12 protein-coding genes and 1 pseudogene are annotated in these 17,010 nt (G+C 36.3%); 1 reads left to right on the forward strand and 12 read right to left on the reverse strand.

Annotation, left to right across the window (positions count from 1 at the left end):
• Nucleotides 1-84: 84 nt before the first annotated feature.
• Nucleotides 85-168 (reverse strand): annotated as a pseudogene (locus ACI6MV_RS07815) (transcriptional regulator); the annotation flags it as partial.
• A gap of 134 nt (nt 169-302) precedes the next feature.
• Between ACI6MV_RS07815 and ACI6MV_RS07820 the strand changes: the two are divergent.
• Nucleotides 303-1,622, forward strand: coding sequence for a multi antimicrobial extrusion protein MatE (locus tag ACI6MV_RS07820; protein WP_407269722.1), 1,320 nt, complete (start codon nt 303-305; stop codon nt 1,620-1,622).
• Between the two features lie 236 nt (nt 1,623-1,858).
• On the opposite strand, the gene ACI6MV_RS07825 is transcribed toward ACI6MV_RS07820, so the two are convergent.
• The 11 genes from ACI6MV_RS07825 to ACI6MV_RS07875 all read right to left on the reverse strand — a co-directional run bounded on the left by ACI6MV_RS07825 (nt 1,859) and on the right by ACI6MV_RS07875 (nt 16,763).
• Complete coding sequence (locus ACI6MV_RS07825) at nt 1,859-2,824, reverse strand: Gfo/Idh/MocA family protein (protein WP_407269723.1); 966 nt, start codon at nt 2,822-2,824, stop codon at nt 1,859-1,861.
• A gap of 4 nt (nt 2,825-2,828) precedes the next feature.
• Nucleotides 2,829-3,680, reverse strand: a complete 852-nt coding sequence (locus tag ACI6MV_RS07830; protein WP_407269724.1) for a sugar phosphate isomerase/epimerase family protein — start codon at nt 3,678-3,680, stop codon at nt 2,829-2,831.
• Between the two features lie 64 nt (nt 3,681-3,744).
• The gene (locus tag ACI6MV_RS07835) at nt 3,745-4,713 is read right to left on the reverse strand and encodes a Gfo/Idh/MocA family protein (protein ID WP_407269725.1); all 969 of its coding nucleotides are present in this window, start codon (nt 4,711-4,713) and stop codon (nt 3,745-3,747) included.
• The gene (locus ACI6MV_RS07840) at nt 4,710-5,720 is read right to left on the reverse strand and encodes a Gfo/Idh/MocA family protein (protein ID WP_407269726.1); all 1,011 of its coding nucleotides are present in this window, start codon (nt 5,718-5,720) and stop codon (nt 4,710-4,712) included. Before ACI6MV_RS07840 ends, ACI6MV_RS07835 begins: the two co-directional genes overlap by 4 nt.
• A gap of 148 nt (nt 5,721-5,868) precedes the next feature.
• The gene (locus ACI6MV_RS07845; protein ID WP_407269727.1) at nt 5,869-7,107 is read right to left on the reverse strand and encodes a response regulator transcription factor; all 1,239 of its coding nucleotides are present in this window, start codon (nt 7,105-7,107) and stop codon (nt 5,869-5,871) included.
• Complete coding sequence (locus tag ACI6MV_RS07850; RefSeq protein WP_407269728.1) at nt 7,088-8,794, reverse strand: sensor histidine kinase; 1,707 nt, start codon at nt 8,792-8,794, stop codon at nt 7,088-7,090. The genes ACI6MV_RS07845 and ACI6MV_RS07850 overlap by 20 nt, the downstream gene beginning before the upstream one ends.
• A gap of 117 nt (nt 8,795-8,911) precedes the next feature.
• A complete protein-coding gene (locus tag ACI6MV_RS07855) occupies nt 8,912-10,423 on the reverse strand; it encodes a glycoside hydrolase family 31 protein (RefSeq protein ID WP_407269729.1) in 1,512 nt (503 codons plus the stop codon).
• Between the two features lie 21 nt (nt 10,424-10,444).
• A complete protein-coding gene (locus ACI6MV_RS07860; protein WP_407269730.1) occupies nt 10,445-11,272 on the reverse strand; it encodes a carbohydrate ABC transporter permease in 828 nt (275 codons plus the stop codon).
• A gap of 10 nt (nt 11,273-11,282) precedes the next feature.
• Nucleotides 11,283-12,227: a carbohydrate ABC transporter permease gene (locus ACI6MV_RS07865; RefSeq protein WP_407269731.1), complete on the reverse strand. Its 945-nt coding sequence runs from the start codon at nt 12,225-12,227 to the stop codon at nt 11,283-11,285.
• 76 nt (nt 12,228-12,303) lie between these two features.
• A complete protein-coding gene (locus tag ACI6MV_RS07870; RefSeq protein ID WP_407269732.1) occupies nt 12,304-13,575 on the reverse strand; it encodes an ABC transporter substrate-binding protein in 1,272 nt (423 codons plus the stop codon).
• A gap of 269 nt (nt 13,576-13,844) precedes the next feature.
• Entirely contained in the window at nt 13,845-16,763 is a 2,919-nt protein-coding gene (locus ACI6MV_RS07875) for a DUF4832 domain-containing protein (protein ID WP_407269733.1), read from the reverse strand.
• Nucleotides 16,764-17,010 lie beyond the last annotated feature (247 nt).

Genomic DNA, 17,010 nt, shown 5'->3' on the forward strand with positions numbered 1-17,010 from the left:
AATTTTAAGAAGAAATAGGTAATATCGAGTAATTATATTTAATAATGATCCACTAAAAGATTTGTTCAAAGGATGGATCGAGTAAAGTTCATACAACGTCCACTGTTGCATTCAGATAGCTCGTCTAATAATAAGCGCTTTGAATATAGCGTCTTTGTCCCCATTCATATATTGGTTTACACAACTATAAGATTGCATAACAACCAAACCATATCAGCAAAAAAGGAATAAAAAACGCAATACAAAGCACAATAACTTCTTAACGCTGTGAAAAATACGTAGATTCGAAAGGCGGAAGTTATGTGCGAAGTAAGGGTCAACTTTCCTATAACCAACTTTTGGCATTCTTTATTCCTTTAGGATTTTCAGCAAGTTTAACTGCCATTACGCATTTAATCATAAATGGGACGATGAGCAGAGGGGACAATGCCGCCTTTATTATCGCCAGTTATGCAGTTGCTATGTCGATCTTCGGAATCATCGAAAAGCCGTTAATTATTTTTAGGCAAGCATGTTCCACATTGGTAAAAGATAAAAAATCTTTTAAGGCACTTATGCTATTTTTACTACTTGTTGTGGCTGCTGTTTTATTTGTCTGTATTATTTTAGGATTTACACCAATTGGTGATTGGGTGTTTGTTCATTGGTTTAATGCAGAACCTAATATGGTTGAAACAATCTCAAATACGTTCAAAATATTATCAGTAGTCATGGTACTTTCCGGAATTAGAGGGATATATGAAGGCGTCATTATTAGAGAACAGCAAACAAAGTGGCTTACGATTATGGTTGTAGTAAGACTTGCGACAATGCTTATTTCTGCTTACTTATTTGTAGTATCTGGATATATAACAAGTCTTACGGGAGCAATGATTTTTTTAATTGGTATGGCTGTTGAATCGATTATTAGTGTTTGGAAAGGACAGTCATTGCTAAACGGAAAAATTAGCAGACCGTCGAAATTAAATATTAAAAAAATCACTCGTTTTTATTTCCCGTTATTATTTTATTTTATTTCGCAAACTTTCCTGATTCCAGTCATTTATGTCTTTTTATCCAATACAAGTGATAAGGAAGTGGCGATCGCCTCGTTCGCACTCGCTATTAGCATAACCGGCATGGTATTGAGCTTTTTCTCCTATACACATCAATTAGTACTGCAATTTTATGAAGAACATGGTAAAAAAGTTGTTAAATTTACGATAGTTATAAGTTTTTTACCCTGCCTATTACTAAGCTTTCTCTGTTATACTCCTGCAGGTTCGTGGTTTATGGGTGTTGTAATGGGAGCAGACGCTTCCTTAGCAGAAGCAACGATAAATGTTCTAAGAATCTTTATTGTTAAAACAATCGTTTTTCCTTGGGTAGACTTTTTGAATGGCTTTTTTATGTTACGAAGAAAAACAAATAAAATACTGATAGCACAAATCCTAAATCTTATTACAGTAATCATTGCATTAGTCTTTCTTGTAAATATGTTTCCGGAATGGAACGGATTAAATGGCTCTGTTGCATCAACGCTCGGGGAAGTTATTGGCTTAATCGTTGTCATTATTGTGTTTAAAAGGATGGGAAGTTCGTCAGGTGAGAAAGTTAAAACGTCACTTTTTACTAGATTCTAGCCTAAATATGTTCCAAATGGCTTTTCAGTTATGAAAAATGTAAGGTTAGACTCAACAAAGCTTTTTTAGATATCTCAATTTTTGGAGATTTATACAGACTTAAGCAATAGCGAGAGCTGTGAAACCCGAGATTCTGAGTTGATTATCCATGGATTATATATATTTCTTCCATTGAAATTAGTGAATTGGTCAATCTTTGAGCGATTTAGTTATGTTCACAGCCCTACATCTAATACTTACTTTATAACTATTCTTGTATTTGTTTCATTTGATTCGTATGCTGCCAGCGTAACAGCAAGCGTTTTTATACCATTTTCATATGTTGATAGAATTTGTTTTGTGTCGTTCGTCTGAACGGCTTCAATAAAAGCTTTGTCCTGTTGTTCATAGAAATTCACATTTGATTTAAAGATTGTTTTTTTATCTTTCTCCACGATCGTCACGTCTGTACCATTTACTTCAACACGAAAATCTTTCCCTAAAATTTCTAATCCCATACGGTGGTCCGGTTGCGTAAGCGAGCAATCTAAGTGACCTACTGCTCCTGATTCAAACGTGAAGTTTAGCGATGTAACATCTGGTATATTTATATTTGGGATGTCCTTCAATACATTCAAATTCATATTCGCATATACTTGATTAATTTCTCCACATAAATAACGAATCAAATCGAGTATATGTGTTGCTTGTTCAACGAGCTGGCCACCTGATTTTTCTATTTCTCTAAACCAGGGTGTGTGCACGAAGGAAGTAAGATAATAACCACGTACCATTGCAATTTCTCTTCCATTTAAAAATCCCTTAGCTTTTTCGATCGTATCTAAATAACGTAAACAATACCCTGTTGCACACAATATACCTGCATCTTCTATTGCTTTCAGCTTTGTTTGCACGGATGGCAAATCAAGTCCAATTGGTTTTTCAACCATTAAATGGATTCCTAATTGTGCTGCTTTTTCTTCTATGTTGCCATGTGCAAATGGAGGAACACATATAAAAAGGGCATCTATTTTCTCCTTTTCTAACAGGTCAGAGGAGTCAGTATAAACTGTTGCTCCAAACTTTTCACCAGCAGCGCGGGCCGATGCTTCTACAATATCACACACTGCTACAATATCGGCATGTTCATGTTGTGCTATATTAGCCATGTGTACAGATGCGATTCCACCTACACCTATAAACCCTACTTTAACTTTCTTCATCTAATCACCCCTTAGCCTTTTGACTTTGGATTGTTCCATGCTCGATAATGGCTCCCATATTCCGGGCTGTATCAACTGCTAGCGGTCTTGGATCCAATTTATAAGGTGTAAGTTCAGAGGTTATCGTGTCATCATATCCTATTTCCTTAAGCGCATCCATAACTTTGTCCCAGTTAACATCTCCTACCAATAACGGGACAAATCCGGTAATATTTCCTACAGAAGTACTAAAGTCTTTGACGTGAATCTTTTTGATTCGTTTTCCAAGCGTGCGAATCCACTGTTGCGGATATCCAAACTGTAATACATTTCCCACATCAAAATAAGCGCCTACAAATTCAGAATCCAGTTCATCTATGTACCGGACCATTTCTAGTGGAGAAAGTAAAAATTTATTCCAAACATTTTCTATCCCTATTGCTACTTCAAAAGATTCAGCAAGTGGGATAAGCTTTTTTAGTTGATCTTGACTACGCGCATAACATTCTTCATAGGAAACTTCTTCAGTTACACATCCAGGCACAACTAGTATGGTGTCTATCCCCATGAAGGAAGCTAGTTCCAGCTGTTTTTCGACTACCACTCTTCCTTTTTCCCTAATACTTTCGCTTGGGTCACTCAGCGCCGTATCCCACAACAGACCTGTTGATATACTTCTTAATTTCAAGTTATAGGAAGCAGCTAACGCAACAATTAATTCTGCTTCTTCTTTTGTTGTATTCATTGTCAGTCCAACACCATCATCGGAATTAAGATTTAATTCTACAGCATCAAATCCAGCATCCCGACTGTATTCAAACACCTTCTCAAGCGGTGTCCCTTCTGGGTAACACCATTGATTTATCCCTTTTAACATTATTTCCCCACTCCTTTTTTCGGAATAAGTTCAGCTCAATTAAATCCGAACCGAAGTCATTTTTTTATAGCGAAACTGGCTTTTTCAATTTAGATGATTTATAAGCCGCTACTGCAACCTCTAGAGCTTTTAATCCATCCTCTCCTGTAATAGAAGGCTGTCTATTTTCTCGTACAGTTGTTATAAAATCTTCAATTAAGCCCCGGTCCATGTTATCACCCCAAAATTGCTCCTCAGCTCCATCATTGCTGTATACATTTGTCTTTTGAGCAAAAGCATCCACAGCTAGTGTTCCATTGGTACCTATAATCTCAAGAGTTACGTCACCTCTAGTTGGATGATTTTTATTTCGTGACCAACTGCAATCAAGTGTCGCAAACATATTATTATCGAATTCCATGGTGAGTAATCCACAGTCATCGATATCATAGTCAGATATGATGTTATCTACTTCTGCATACACTTCTTTAACTTCGGCGCCAGTATACCAACGCATAATATCAACAACATGGACGGTATGGTCAATAACTGCTCCGCCTCCAGATTTATCTTTTTGGACAAACCAACCACCAGGGTTAGTTCCACGATTTGTTCCTTTTATTGCAACAATATTTCCAAGGTCTCCTCTTTCAATAACTTTTTTAGCATTTGCAATTGGTGTATTAAAACGAACCGGAAAGGCTGTTTGTAAGATAACATTATTCTCTTTACATACTGCAACCATTTTTTTTGCGTCTTCTGGATTTGTTGATAATGGCTTTTCACATAAAATGTGCACACCTCTTCTTGCCGCAGCGACAACCTGTTCTTTATGCATGCTATTTTCTGACGTAATAATTACAGCATCTAAAGTTTGATCAAATAGCTCCTCAACAGTGAGATAGTGTGTCGTTTCAAATTGCTTAGCAGCCTGTTGTCCTCGTATTTCATCATCGTCTGTAATTCCAACAAGTTCTACATCATCAATTTTGGCTAGTTGATTGGCATAAGAGAACGCGTGACCGTGTGCAAAACTTATAATTCCTACTTTCATTGCACTCCCTCCTCAACTAAGTCGTCCTTTAGCACAACTGGTTTTCCAGATTCAATTGATTCCAAGGCAGCAATTGCAATCTCCAATGCTTTATATGCATCATCAGCTGTAACAATCGGTTGTTGATCCGTTTCTATACAGTGTATAAAATGACTTATTTCCAAGAAGTATGGGTTATCCTTTGTAGGACTTTCAGGCACCTCTACTCCCCCTTTAGTATCACTTTTACTGCTAGTCACAATTGGCTCAACCTTTGAACTATCATATTCGATAATTCCCCCTTTACCAGCGATCTCGAAATTTGAAGAAAATCCTTGATGTGCCCATGTTCCTTCCACATGTGCAATTACGCCACTTTGAAAACGCAGAGTAACAAGTGCATATTCAATTTTAGCGTACACTCTCCCTCTACTGCTCTTCGCATAGACACGTTCCACTTCTCCAAAACACCATCTTAAATAATCAAAATCATGGATAACCATATCTAGGACCAAACCACCACTGTGCCCATAGTTTGCATACCAGTCATTCGAGGCGTCTGGAAACCCTCCCCCTCTTTTCGTACGAACCATGGCAGGCGTTCCAATTTTACCTTCCGCTAATAAACGCTTCACTTGTGCATACTCTGGAAAAAAACGTACAACATGACCAACAAACAATTTGACTCCTTTTTCTTTACAATAAGTAATCATGTCGCGCGCATCAGGTAAAGTGCGAGCTAGCGGCTTTTCACAGATTACGTGACTTCCACTATCCGCTACTTTCATAAGATATTCTTTGTGTAGTGAAGTAGGTAAACAAACAGACACTACATCAACACTTCCTACCTGCTCTAAGGCGTCCTCATATGTGCGAAAAGCACTGGTTCTAAAGGTAACTGCTAATTTTTCTGCCTTTGGAAGGTTTATATCAACGATCCCCACTAAGTCAACATCTTTTAATTTTGCAAACGCGTCCGCATGGACACTACCCATTGTTCCCGCCCCAATTACAATTGTTTTTAACACACGGAACTCTCCTTTACTGTTTATTGGAAACTCTAGACACAAATAAAGTGGAATGATTATTAAGGAAAAAAAGTAACAACCATTTTTTTAATACAGTATTCTTTAGCTCAAATTCAACGTAATCGCTTACATATTTTTTAAAAAACTTCTATGTTTTTTGCTTTTTCGTATTCCGTCGATATTGGCTCGGAGTAATCGTATATTTCTTTTTAAATAATTCAATGACGTTCTGTGGTTTCTTATATCCGATCATTTCCGTTATTGTCTTAATTCTTAAATCTGTGTTTTCAAGTAACTCTTTCATTTTTTCAAGTCTTTTATTCAATATATACGAAGATAAATTTTCTCCTGTAGCTTCTTTATAAGTTTTCGATAAGTAAACCGGATGCATGTATACTTTGTCTGCAATCATTTCTAAGGACAGTGGCATGCTAAGGTTTTTATGAATGTAATCTTGTACAAATAGTATTGTTTCTCCGTTATTATCAATCGTTTCGATGTTGTGCTCCAAGTTTAAGTACAAATATTTCAACAAATTATCACCATTTACTAAATCCAGAACAGTTCCTACATCACTATTTTTGAACATTTTTGGTAGAGCTTCATATAAATAAAATAGAATTTCCAACTTAAAAATAATTTTATCTTGTTGTGTGTTTTTTTCTATTTTCTTGAGCTCTTCAATCAATAGATTCCAATTTTTGTCCTGAATCACGGATTTCAACATCGTTTCACTGGGCAAATCGTTGATTTCGGTGTTATATAATTTTTCAATAATTACTTTTCGATACGTATTTTTGGATTTTGCAATTTCGTCCTTTTCACTTTTCACAAAACCGAACACACGATTTTCCCAAGTAAAATTACAAATCGATTTCATTTCAAATGAAACAAAGCTAGCAACAAAATTGCTTTCTATAACCTTATTTAAAAAATGGTTATACTCGTGAACATCGGTTTCTTTTCCATTCAAAATATGCAAATAAAAATCAAGCAAATTTATATCGTTTTCCATCTTTTCAATCGATATTTCATTTATGATTTTTGAAATTGTTGTTTTCAATTCATCTGGGAAAATTGGTTTTAATAAATAATCCTTTACACCATATCGAATTGCTTTTTGTGCATATTCAAAATCCGAATATCCAGAAATAATAATGACTTTCGTGTTTCTGGTTATTGCTTGCACCAAATCTAACCCAGTTACTTCAGGCATTTTTATATCGGTGATAAGGACATCTGGTTCATATCCGTTATTGATTAATAATAATGCTTCCTTTGAGCTCGAGATTCCCTTAACATCACTGAATCCATATTTCTTCCACTCCATGACATTTAATAAAAATTCTAAAATCCGCCTTTCATCATCAACGATTAATAGTTTCATTTTCACTAAGCAACCCTTTCAAATTAAGCTGAAAATAAACCGTCAGACCACCTAATTCATTTTTATTTATTCTTAGTCTTGCTTTTTTACCATAATAATTAATCAATCTTTGGTTTACATTCCAGAGCCCTACACGATCATTATCATCTCTTTGGTGCTTTGAGATATTTCTCAATAGCTCTTCCATATCTTGTTCCTTTAATCCAGGACCATCATCTTCGACAACAAATTCACAAATTTCCCCTTTCAAGGTTGCAAGCACCATTATGTGATGTGCGCCATCTTTGCCTTCAATCCCATGTTCAATTGCATTTTCAATGATTGGTTGAATAATTAACGGTAGAATGAAGCAATCCTCTATGTTAGGATCAATCTTTATTTTAAAGTTGAAATCTTTTCTTAAAGATTGTATGGTCAGATAATGTCTAGCAAATTCTATTTCATCTTTAATTTTTACTATATCTTTTTTTCGAGTCATGTACCTATAGTATTCAGCTAGATGCCTTGTCATTTCAGTAACTGCTTTTGGATTGTGTGCCACTGAAACAATGTAAAATAGACTGTTGTATAAAAAATGTGGTTGTATTTGCGACCGGAATTGACGTGCTTCTGCTAGTTTCCTCTGTTTTATTTCTATAAATAATGATGATAATAATTTTTGTATGCTGCTAACCATTAAATTAAATTGCTCAAATAGGTAGTTAAATTCGTTGTTCCGAACGATTGAAACCCTTGTATCATAATCTCCTTGTTCAACACTTTTGAATTTACTTGTAAGCAATCTAATTTCAGATAATACATCTCTATAAAAAAGAAAAATTAATAGAAAGCCAAACATTATTACTACAGCTATAGTTGAAATAATAATGAAAATAGTATGCTTGTTATAATTTATCTCGATTTTATCTGTAGGTAAAAATGTGACTAGACGAATTCCAGATGATTCATTTCTTTCACTAATTAAAGTACCCGAAATATTATCAATTCTACTATTTATAATAAAATCACTTTTTTTCTCCTGTTTAATGTGCTGGATAATGTCTTCTTTAAATTTCATTATCCCACCAACAACCTGATTATTCGGAAGGACCACATAAGATAAACCCTTTTCCTCATTCTTTGTAAAAGTGAGTGCAGACTCCGTCTCAAATAACAAGGCATCAGACATTTTAATTGCAACGACTAAATCAACTTTTTCCTCTATTCCAAAGGCATATTTCATAAAAAAGTAGAGCCCTTTATCTGTTTGTCTCCATTCTTTTTTACTAACCATACTTTTTTCCATTTCATTTCTCATATTTAAGTTGGTCTCGGTAGAAATGAAAACATCTTGTTTAGTAAAAAAAAGAGAAATACTGCTCATCTCTTCACCATTTATAAGACGTTCTTTTAACATGCTTTTAATATCTAGCAGCATGCTCAGATAAGTATAGTTTTCATGATCGCCAACATAACTTTTTAATTCTTTAACTTTTTCATCTACCAATATTGTCGCAGCGTTATCCTCGATTTTTTTCTGCCCAATTTCTAGTCGACTCATTGCGTAATTTAACTGCGTACTTGTTATATTGATTTGATATTGTCGATTGGTTTCGATGGTTTGAAAGTAAAAATAGCCAATAAATAAAAGAATCACACAAATATAGATGATTAATAAACCTAGTAAAATAGTCGCTTTTTTTCTCATTTCATTACCCCAGTTTTCAATATCATTGATTTGCGGTCGACTAACTGTTATAGAAAACGGCTAGGAAATTCCTAGATCCGTTATCCATATCAGACTTTTAAATACAATCTTAGTATATCAATAGACAAGCTTTTTAAAAATAGCAGGTTTACCGAACTCTGTCACTACTTCAACGTGCTCGCCATCACTTTGATATACATTATTGTTATATTCCCAACTACCTTTGGGAAGATATACTTTTCTGGATGTTTTTCCCTTCTCAACTATAGGGGCAACTAGAAATTGCTCGCCTAGCATAAACTGATCAATGATTTTTTCAACTGGGGCATCAGGAAACTCATAACTCATATATCTTACAATCGGTTCTCCTGTCTCTCTTGCATGTTGAACCAACTTCATCATGTATGAAGCATGTTCTTCTCTGACGGATATACTTTTTTGAACGTATGAGAAATGAGTCTCATCAAGTATACGATATGGTGCCGCCGAGAATTGCATAGCTGGCATTAAACAAGCAATTTCAGCATGGCGCACAAATAATTCTGGGTCTAAGTTTCCACTTAATTGTTGAAAATTTAAATACTCCCCTCCACCAATCATGTCTGGACTTGTGAATGGATGCCCTGTTATACCTTGGACCAATGTATCTGGAATTAATGAAGCAATGCCATTTCTAGTCCATGAATGATTTTTATCACACAATCTTTGTAACAAAGGATAACCACCAGCGCGAAATGTTACACGGTATTCGTTAAACGGATACTGTTCCCCAAATTTTGCCCATAAATTAGACTGTCCATCAGGAGTAGTTTTATGGAATGTTTCGTTATCCAATCGATAAAAGATGCTATCACCTGCATCAAATTTGAACCCATCAATTCCTAGTTCTTGCAGTGCGTCCATCTGTTCTTTTAGCCATTGGTGAGCATTAGGATTTGTCATATCCAGAACCGCTGAATATCCATTCCACCACTTCGTTATAAACGGCTCTCCTTCTGGTGTTTTTATTAAAATGTCTTTTGCTACGGCTTCTCTGTACTTGACTGTATCCGCACTGATGAACGGACAAATCCACAACATTACTTTAAATCCCAATGCTTTAAGGTGATCCACCATACGTTTAGGGTTAGGGAAATTTCCAGTGTGAAACGTCCAGTCTCCATAATAGTTGGACCAACCGTCATCAATCATGAGTACACCTTGTGGCATACCATTGCGAATGATATCCTCAGCATACTTTTCAATCGCTACTTGGGATTGATAAAACGTTAATTCAATCCATGTATTATAAATAATACTTTCAAATAATTCTTGAGCCGGCATTCTATTTTCAAAGGGAAAATGACTATTCTTTGCAGCCAAATATGCCCCTTTTAAGTTTTGATATCCATCAGCTACTACTACATCATTAGGAACATCGATAACACCATTTTCAAATGAAATCGTATAACCCGTATCTCGCCAAATAAATCTTCCTTTTGTTGAAATGAATAATGGCATTAATTGATTAGGACTTTGATTTTCTGTTAGATTAATAGTGACATCACTATTTGCTCCAAAGGGCATTTTACTTCCATCAACCACATAACCACCATACCAATATTCATTATCACGAATTCGTAATTGCATCTTATCCTCCTTCACATGCGATTACAGCTTTCCTCCTGAAGTCGCAATACCTTCGATAAATTTTCTCTGGAAAATAATAAATATTAATAATATAGGCCAAATTGCGAGAAATGATCCTGCCATAAGTTCTGGGTAGTTTGTTGTGTACTGTCCTTGTAAAGTTGCCAACCCAGCTGATAATGGCATTTTATCCTCGGAAATATTAACAATTAATGGCCACATTAAGTCTTTAAAGGCAAATAGCGCGGTGAATATACCCAAAGCAACTAGTCCTGATCTGGCTAGTGGCAACATAATCCTCGTAAATATTTGCCCTTGATTACAACCATCTAAGATGGCAGCTTCCTCTAATTCATCCGGTAATCCCATAAAGAATTGTCGCAATAAGAATGTTCCAAATGCACTTACTAAACCTGGTAATATTAATCCTGAAACAGAGTCAAGAATACCAAGTTGTTGTGCTAGTAAGAACTGTGGAGCAATAAAAATCTGTGGTGGAATCATCAATTGAACTAAAACGACACTAAACAGGAAATTCTTAAATGGAAAATCAAGGCGTGCAAAAGCATATGCCGCCATTGAACTGAAAACCAATGCAAAAACTACACGCCCTACTATCATCAGTAATGTATTGATGTAAAATGCATCAAACGGTAGTTTAGTCAGAATCTCAGGGAAGTTGCCCCATTGAGGTTCTGATGGAAACAAAATTGGAGGCACTGCTACTGATTCAGTTAGAGTTTTTATGGATGTAAGGCACATCCACACAAATGGCATGATCATGATTATTGCGCCAATGATTAATAATGTATGGATGATTACTTTATTTCTTATTTTCCCCTTCTTCATTATGAACCTCCTAATAGTGAACCCATTTTTTCTGTAATTTCATTTGGATATACGTAAGCACTCCTATAAGTACTAGCAATACTAAAATGATCGTCGCACCATAACCTTTTTCATTCAGCATAAACGAATGCTTAAAGAACAAATAAACAAGTGTCTGCGTATACGGAATAACTTCGCTTGTTGGGCTGAACATCATGTAGATAACATCAAAAATTTGTAACGAATTAATCACTGTTGTTACACAGACAAAGAACAATGCAGGAGACACTAATGGTAATGTGATAGAAAAAAATTGACGTATCGGACCTGCGCCGTCTAAGTTGGAAGATTCATAATAATCTTTCGGAATTTCCTGAAACCCCGCTATCAAAATGACCATATTATAGCCGATAGCACTCCATATACCGACAATAGCAATTGCGATAATTGTGAATTTGGGGTCTGTCAACCAAGACGGGCCTGTTATTCCGATGAGACTCAAAGCATGGTTGATTAAACCATAGTCAGAATTGTATAGCCATTTCCACACCATCGCAATTGCTGCCGGTGTCGCTACCACTGGAAGGAAATATATGACACGGTAAATGGATATACCCCTAATCTTTTGATTCAGAAGTTCTGCTGCTAAGAGTGAAAAGATAATGATTCCCGGAACAACAATCAACGAATATCTAATGGTGTTCCATATTGCTAACGGTATATTTGTATCTTGGGCCAACTGTTCATAATTTTCCCAACCAACCCACTGCGAGGATCCTAATCCACTAGACTGCTGAAAACTCATAAGAATAGTTTCAATGGCTGGTTTAATATTTAAAAAGAATAATCCCAACATTGTCGGGGCAATAAATATGATCGCCCAAAAAAGTGCATCCTTTTTATACCTTTTTTTCGCGAATGTAAAATACTGCGTTTTTTGTTTTTTTATATTTTGGGTGTTTTTAACAATTTCCAAGTTTATCCCCCTTCCTTTAAATGTCTAAGATGAATACGTAGGTATTCATCTTAGACATCCATAACTTCATCTGGTTTTATTGATTCAGGATTTCATCCACTTCACTTGCTACATTATTAGTTGCTTCCTCCACTGTTTCCGTACCACTAAACATTTTTGCTAACCCTTCAGTGGCAATTGTTTCAGCTTTGTTAAAATTAGGTCCGTTCGGACGCAGTACACCATAATCTAGCATTTCTGAGAAAACCTTCGTGTTAAAGGTGTCTTCCGTTGATTCTATAAATTTCGCTTCAGTTCCTTTATAAGCAGGAATTGCTGCTGCGGATCCACCTTGAATTTCCATCCCTTTTTGTGAGCTTAGGAAGTCTACGAACTTAACAGCTGCCTCTTCATTTTCTGTATAAGCTGATACCGAATTTGCTAATCCATTGTATACAGTTGCTCTCGTTTTTCCTTTTGGCAGTACGGCAACATCGACATGTTCTTTCAACTCTTCATTTGATGAATATTCTCCATACATCCATGAACCATCAAAAATCATAGCGACTTTTCCTGATGAAAATAAACTACGAACATTATTTTCAGCGATTTTTGCAACTGTAGGTGATGTTTTGTCTTCCAATGAGAAATCAACCCACCATTGAAGTGCTTCTTGTGTTGCCGGAGTGTTTAGCATTGACTTTGTCTTATCATCACTAATGACAGCTCCTTCATTTTGGAAAATTGCATTATAGTAACCGACTTCTGTATCATTTGGTGCTGCAAATCCATAAATACCTTGATCAGAATCTGTTAGTTGTTTTGCTGCTTCTTTAAATTTATCCCAATCCCAACTATCATCAGGATATGCTACACCTTTTTCATCAAAAATCTTTTTGTTATACCAAAGTCCTATAGTACTTACGTCTTTTGGAATACCAAAGTTTTTGCCATCATAACTATATAATTCGACTAAATCCTCCGGAAAGTTTCCTTCTACCTTTTTATACGAATCAGTAATATCAAGAAGTGCTCCTGCTTCCATATATCTAACCGCTTCACTACCATGCATCCAAAAAACATCTGGTAAAGTCTCTCCATTGGCACTTGCCTCAAGTTTTGTCCAATACTGATCCCAAGGAATTACTTGAACTTTTACAATAATATCTGAATTTTCATTCATAAACTCTTCTGCAACTTTTTCCATACCTGGTTTTTGGACTGGATCCCAGATTCCATAAGTAATTTCCGTTTTCTTACCTCCTGATCCGCTGGTGTCTTGGTCGCTTGAACTGTTGCAAGCTGTAAGTCCAGCTAAGATAGCTACTACTGCAATCATTAGAAAACTCATTTTTAATAATTTCTTCACTTAAATGACCTCCTATATTTAATTATTACAAATTAAGCATAATGTAAACGCTTTCTGAAGTAAAAGCCCGCTTCTCAAGATTTATACCCAATCATTAACTTGATGAATGCGCTATACTATTATTAATGACCAAATTTATAACTATCATCGTTGTCTTAAATTTTTGCCCGTGGTAATCACAGCGATTTTATTTTATCTCAGGATCTACGGAGTTGCATTTCAGTTATAGAAATTAATCAGGCTGCCTATTAAAGGCCGCCTGATTTTACTTACATTACTTGTTTTCTTCTAATAAACAGGGTAATTGCTCCTGCCAGCAACAATATGGTCCCTAATAGCATGGAATTAAACATGTTCATTGCAGTATCTGGAAGCTCATTTCCGTCCTCTGAAGTGTCTCCATTATCAGGAACAACCTGATCGGCTTTTTCAAAAACGGCGAACTGCGTAAAATGGTTTGTTTCAGTTGTTACATAACCATCTTTATACGTACCGCCGACAGATACCCATTCACTAGCTTGTTCGTCAAAATAGTATATTTTTATCTTATCTGGATCTTGTACTCTTGACTCTTCTACTTTGAACTTTAACGTAACAGGTGCTTTGAAACTATGAATCTCTTTTCCTGCCTGAATAATGGTAAAGTCATACACAGTAGATAGTGCATCAGGATTACTTTCTTGTTTAGTAACTACAATTTCAACGGAACCTTCACCGAAGTTTTCTGCAGGGATGGTTAGTTCCACATCATTTTTTTTGATATAGATTACTGCACTCTTCGCTTTCAGGGTTGCAACCTGAGAAGCACTTAAATTAACCATTGAGTTATCAGAATCATCAAGTGTAATCTCTAATGTACCACCATCTACAACATTATTTACAACGCTATCATCTACTGTTGTAGCATTTGGGTTACTATCTTGATCGTCGTCTTCATTACCACCTTGATCTTCTTGGTCATCGTCTTGGTCGCCTTGATCGGAACCCTCGACCTGTACTTGACCGATATTAAGCCATCCATTCGTTTCCTGCTCCTCGTTGGCGAAATGGAATGCCTTTGCTTTAGATGTGATTTCTGATAATGGGTTAACAACGCGAACTAAAATGTCATGTGTTCCGCTCCCTAGTATTGAAGTGTCACTTGTCCATTCCAACAAAACTTCATTGTTATCGCCAGTTTCCTCATCGTTCGGTAAAATTCCTGAGATGTCCCAATCGGTAGTCCATTCCTTTATATTACCTTGCTCGTCTCTTGCTGCAAGCTCCACCTTCCAATTTTGATAGAAAGGAGCAACACCTGTATTTTTAACTTCAATTGCGGCTTGCAAATGACCATTATTTGCATTCACATATGCTGTAGGTACATGATACTCATAACCTAAACTCCGTGAAGCCTCACGGGCACGTTCAAGCGCATCTTCTTCTAGGGGAACTTGGAAAATCCCTTGTACTTTTAGCCAAGAAGCATGAGTCAGAGACAGACTGTCATAAAAATCTTCTCCTTGCGCTCCTTCAATCGGTTCACCTAAATATTGAGGCGGGTCGTTATTCCACATATCAATTTGAATTTCGGGACGCATCTCTCCACCAATAGGTTCTTCTTTCCAATTTTCCATGGCGTTATTAGATTGAAGGCGTCCAACAAAATGCCATTCCATTCCACCATAACTAGGAGGTAAAGTTTGAAAAGCAAAGGAATCATCATGGAAACCAATATTCAAGTCTCGATTAAATGCAGTAGGATAACGCACAAGTACTCTTGTTTCATCAAACGAATCATCAAAGGTTTGAATAATAGCTTCTTGATTAGCCAAGCTTGGCATCCAGTCCGTTGCATGTCCATCCTCGTGTTCTGCTAATTCACCATCCCAAGATCCAGTTGGGGTCCAGCCATCCTGTGGGTAGGTATGCCATTCCCCCCAAAACCCTATCAAACCAGCCTGAATGAAACCGACCCTAGGGTCTCCATCGTACTTTTCTCCAAGTGCTCCAATAAATTGTAGCACTGCGGTGTTAAGATTCTCATCATCATAATCCGGAGCAACACTTGTTCCATCAGGCCCACCATTATTAAAGTAGTCATATTCCTTGGTTTCCAGCCCGAGATCTATCAAAAATTGAGGGATTCCGGATGGCTTATGTGGGTAATCGAGATACACCCTAAAAATAGCCTGATTTCCTCTTGAAGCGATATCATCAATTCTAGATTCTAGCTTGCTCCAGTCATACTCATTAAAATTTGTCATAATATCCTTCAGTGGTAGATAGAAGAATTCCATACTGTATGGCATCTGATTAACATTTGACCGCCATGTCTCATCATTGTCTTCGTAATATTGTTCTTCTCTTGCCTTACTAAAAGGTAAAAATCCCTTTAATGGGTTATCTATTGGTGCTCGTTTATAGTTAAGGTTAAACGTTTCGGAATCAGTTGCCCAATCTGGAGGTAAGGGTTTTTCACGTGGTTCATAAGGTTCTTCTACTGGCTCCTCATCAGACCCATCTGAAGTACCCCAAAGACCGATGGAATCAATATATATTTCGTTTGTCGGATTTGCCTGTGGATTATAGCCAAATTCGACCCCTTCCATCTTAGCTAGATTAGGGTTATCACAGCTTTCTATACATTGCCATGCCTTCTGTGTAAATTGGTCCCAGGCAATACGCACAATACCAGAAAAATTCTTCGGAATAGTCAGCATGGTATCAAAAGAAATCTCTTCCCATGAATCGTTACCATCTTCTTTTAGTAAAGCATTAAAAGCTCCTTCTTGGCCAAAAACTTTAGATTCTGATTTAAGATCAAAGGTGAATTCAAATGGTTCCTCAGCCTGATTATGAATCCAAAAGCTGATTCCAGAATAATCGGTCCAATCACTTACTGAGAAATTGTGCGATAAGGCTGCCCAAGAATCTAAGGGCTCATTAGGAATAATATGAATTGAATTTGCACCATCATTTACATAGTTTTGACTCAAAGTCCATTCGATGGCATTTCCTCCAGGTGACCAAAGTCCGTAAACGCTTTTTAATTCCTGATCTGTTGCATAGCTTTCAAAGTCATCGATGACTAAATTCGTTTCCGTAGACTCGGCATGTATCTTTAGACTTGAAAGTGGTGTTATGACTAAGCTAAGAAGTAAAATAAAAACAAAAAAACAAGATGCAATTTTAGTGTTTCCTCTCATAATTAACCTCCATGTTTTGAATTTGGAAAGCTTTCATTCACCCAGGTCTGATTTTTGTTATCTATTAAACACCACCTTACAATAGGGAAAAAATGCACCTATATTTTTATTGTTACAAATTAAGCGTAGTGTAATTGCCTTAAGAGGTAAAAGCCCACTTCTCAAGATTTGCACCCAAACATTAACTTTATGAATGCGCTTACTTTATATTTTCACTAAGCACCTTACGATTTGAACGACATGTTGC

It is taken from the genome of Radiobacillus sp. PE A8.2 (assembly GCF_045635475.1).
Taxonomy (GTDB): Bacteria; Bacillota; Bacilli; order Bacillales; family Amphibacillaceae; genus JBJGXI01.

Bases quoted from the DNA above. Each gene is read 5' to 3' on its own strand.
- ACI6MV_RS07850 (WP_407269728.1), bottom strand. From the start codon at position 8,794: ATGAGAAAAAAAGCGACTATTTTACTAGGTTTATTAATCATCTATATT.
- ACI6MV_RS07825 (WP_407269723.1), bottom strand. From the start codon at position 2,824: ATGAAGAAAGTTAAAGTAGGGTTTATAGGTGTAGGTGGAATCGCATCT.
- ACI6MV_RS07875 (WP_407269733.1), bottom strand. From the start codon at position 16,763: ATGAGAGGAAACACTAAAATTGCATCTTGTTTTTTTGTTTTTATTTTA.
- ACI6MV_RS07860 (WP_407269730.1), bottom strand. From the start codon at position 11,272: ATGAAGAAGGGGAAAATAAGAAATAAAGTAATCATCCATACATTATTA.
- ACI6MV_RS07855 (WP_407269729.1), bottom strand. From the start codon at position 10,423: ATGCAATTACGAATTCGTGATAATGAATATTGGTATGGTGGTTATGTG.
- ACI6MV_RS07845 (WP_407269727.1), bottom strand. From the start codon at position 7,107: ATGAAACTATTAATCGTTGATGATGAAAGGCGGATTTTAGAATTTTTA.
- ACI6MV_RS07830 (WP_407269724.1), bottom strand. From the start codon at position 3,680: ATGTTAAAAGGGATAAATCAATGGTGTTACCCAGAAGGGACACCGCTT.
- ACI6MV_RS07835 (WP_407269725.1), bottom strand. From the start codon at position 4,713: ATGAAAGTAGGAATTATAAGTTTTGCACACGGTCACGCGTTCTCTTAT.